The 3,535-nt window shown below is 43.1% G+C and carries 3 protein-coding genes; 1 reads left to right on the forward strand and 2 read right to left on the reverse strand.

Annotated features, from left to right (window positions below):
- Positions 1-2,653: SMC family ATPase (locus LC574_RS31600; RefSeq protein ID WP_229457515.1), on the forward strand; the 2,653-nt coding region annotated here is incomplete at its 5' end.
- Positions 2,654-2,919: 266 nt separating this feature from the next.
- Here LC574_RS31600 and LC574_RS31605 read toward each other — a convergent pair.
- Entirely contained in the window at positions 2,920-3,135 is a 216-nt protein-coding gene (locus tag LC574_RS31605; protein ID WP_368736759.1) for a DUF4114 domain-containing protein, read from the reverse strand.
- Positions 3,136-3,144: 9 nt separating this feature from the next.
- Positions 3,145-3,535: linear amide C-N hydrolase (locus LC574_RS31610; RefSeq protein WP_229457516.1), on the reverse strand; the 391-nt coding region annotated here is incomplete at its 5' end.

Below are 3,535 nucleotides of genomic sequence, written 5' to 3' on the forward strand. Positions count from 1 at the left end.
GCTCGATTACGATACATTTATTAATTCTGCTTACTTACGCCAAGGCCGTGAAGATGAGTTTATGCTCAAACGCCCGACGGAACGCAAAGAAACTTTAGCGGAGTTGTTGAAACTCAATCAATACGATGATTTGGAAGAACGGGCAAAGGAATTTTCTCGTCAGTTCAAAGCCAGGGCAGTAGAGTTAGAGCGTTCTTTAGAGTCTATCAAAATTCAGTTGCAACAACGCCAGACAACGCAAGCGCAAAGAGTCGAGTTAGAAGCCGAACTCAACCAACTGCAACAGGTACAAGCTTTTGATAATATTCAATTACAAAGTTTGCAAGTTATCCAGCACCAGCGCCAAAATTGGGAACAACAACTCAATTTTGTAAAGCAGCAATACCAAAATCTTACCCAAGATTGCGATCGCCTCCAACAAGAACAATCAGCTATTGGCTCTCAGCTATCAGATTTAGAAAAAATATTACACCAAGAAGCTGAAATTAAAGCTGGATACACCCAATATCAAAATCTCCAATCTCAAGAAGAAGCCTTTGCTACCAAATTTGAAGAATACACCCGCGCTGGGCAGACTCGCCAACAAAAGCAACAACAGCTTACCAAACAAATTCACGAAATCGAACGGCAATTGCAACAAGCCCAAGCCCAAATCGAAGCTTTACAGCAACAAGAGCGAGAAATTCAGCAAACTCTGACTAAATCAGGTGAAGTAGAAGCTGCTTTGTCACAACTAACCGCAGCCCGTCACCATGTTGCTCGTCTAGATCAACTGCAAATGCAAGTTACTCCGTTGTTGCAACAACGAGCAACTTTACAAAGCCAACTCGATCGCACTCATGCTGGTTTAGTAGCGCGACTCGAACAACTCCAAAGTACTGAGAACCAATTGCAACGTCAGCATCGCCGCCAACCGCAACTGCAACAAGCAGTGATGGATGTGGCAATCCAGATTGAAGAACTGGAGAAAAAGCGGGTTTATTTGCAACGAGTCCAAGAAAAAGGACAAGAAAGGCGGCACTTTATCGAACGCCTGCAAGCTCATCAACGGGATTATGAAAAACTGTTAGGAGAATTAGAGCAAAAATTGCAAATGCTCCAAAATCCTGAAGCTCTTTGTCCATTATGCGAACGCCCTTTAGATGAACATCACTGGAGTCGGGTGGTGGAAAAAACCCAAACTGAGATAGAAGATACCCAAGGGCAATTTTGGGTAGTCCGGGAACAAATGGCTGTGTCTGACAGAGAAATTCAGGTACTTAGGCAGGAATATCGAGAAATTTCCCAACAATTGGCGAGTTACGATGGTTTACGCGAACAACGGGGACAGTTGGCAGCCCAGTTAGAAGCTACAACTGATGTGCAACAACAGTTACAACAAATTGCTGCTGAAAAACAACATTTAGAGCGATCGCTCCAAGCTGGTGATTACGCTCCCGAGAAACAAGCCGAACTCCGGCAGCTAGACCAATATCTGCAACAAGTTAATTATAATGAACAAGACCACGCTCTCGCTCGGAGTGAAGTTGAGCGATGGCGATGGGCAGAAATTAAACTCCAGCAGATTAAGGATGCTACTAAGCGACAAGCGCAACTATTAGCCCGAAAACCAGAATTACAATCCCAAATTGCTCAATTACAAGCCAAAATCCAGCAAGAACAGATTGATTCTGAATGTGCTAAACAAATCGCGGCTCTTGAGCGTCACATTACCGAAATTGGCTATAGTTCCGAGCAGCACAACAATCTGCGTCTAGCTGTCCGCCAAGCTCAATCTTGGCATTTGCGGTATCAACAACTGCTATCAGCCCAGCAGCAGTATCCGCAACTCCAGACGAGATTGCAAGAGTTAGAGGATTCCAGAAGCGCCAGAGTAACGGAGCGGCAAAAACTTGGCGGACAAATCGAAAGCATTATCCAGCAACTACAAGCCACAGCCAACCCATCTACCCAAATTCAAGCACTAGAGCAGCAGTTAGCAATACGCAGACGGCAACTCGATGAGCAAATTGCCAAGTTAGGGCGTTTAGAGCAGTTGGCGCATCAACTAGAAACGCTACAAATTCAGTATGAACAACAGCAGCAGCAACTCCAATCTTGCAAGCATGAATGTCGTGTTTATCAGGAATTAGCGCAAGCTTTTGGTAAAAATGGTATCCAAACACTGATGATTGAAAATGTGTTACCGCAACTGGAAGCTGAGACAAATAAACTACTTTCGCGGCTGAGTGGTAATCAGTTTCATGTACAATTTATTACTCAAAAAGCTGGACGCAGTGCTAAATCAACCAAGAAAAATGCCAAGCTGATAGACACCCTAGATATTTTAATCGCCGATTCTAGAGGAACACGAGCTTATGAAACTTACTCTGGTGGAGAAGCTTTTAGAATTAACTTTGCCATCCGTTTAGCTTTGGCGAAATTATTAGCGCAACGGGCGGGGGCGGCTTTGCAATTGTTGATTGTGGATGAAGGTTTTGGTACACAGGACGCTGAAGGATGCGATCGCTTGATTGCAGCGATTAATGCGATCGCTTCCGATTTTGCCTGCATCCTCACCGTTACCCACATGCCCCACCTCAAAGAAGCTTTCCAAGCTAGGATTGAGGTGAATAAAACTCAAGAAGGTTCGCAGTTGAGTTTGTCAATTTAACAATTCACTCTAAAGTATTAATTCAAGAATCTTCATCGCCCTATCAGGCAATACAGTTCAGTTAAGGATTTTTAGTACTGATTTTAGACCTGTAGAGACGCGAAATTGTACTTCGTTCCGCTACGCTAACGCGTCTCTACCAAGGTTTTTGGGCTTAACTGAACGGTATTGGACGCCTGATGTTTTTCTTTTCAGAGCGATGTCTACGACGGGCTACGCCTACGCACTTCATCCCAATAGGTAATTAATCACCCAGGAATCTCCATCTAGATCGGATTAAATTGCACAATGATATCGTTGAAATCCCCATCGCCACCAGCAAGTAAATCTTCAAAACCAAAGATATTATCACCCAGCAAGCGAATGTGATCGTGTTTGTTGGAGTTAGCTCCTACAAAGGGGAAATAAACTGCCGGAGCATTGGAATTATTATCTAAAATAGCATCAGGTTTCCCATTAACAATCAGAAATGGTGCAAAAATGTTTGGCGATTAAGTATTAACTAAAGCTTGAGAATCACTACTATCTAATCCCTGATATTTCGACATATAAGGAATCGTTTTGAAGTCCGTCACATTTGATAATTCATCTAAGTCAAACTGTTGATAGTTTAATTCTAGATAGGAGCGAACAAAAAATTTACGGCGAGATAAATCGCTTAAAGCTGTCCATACGGTAAATTCTGAGTCTCCCTTACCTTCTGGTGATGGGTTGTTTGGATCTTGTGGATCGACAGTGATGTTTAGAGGGCGATCAAAGTTGTTCATAATGTGGGAGAGCATATAAACTGCTTCGTCTGGTGTTTTTGCTTTTAGGGCAAATTGTGAATAGTAGACAGACTTAATAAAGCGGCCAACGCTCGTATTAGGACTAGGAATGACA

The organism is Nostoc sp. CHAB 5715 (assembly GCF_020829685.1).
Taxonomy (GTDB): domain Bacteria; phylum Cyanobacteriota; class Cyanobacteriia; order Cyanobacteriales; family Nostocaceae; genus Nostoc.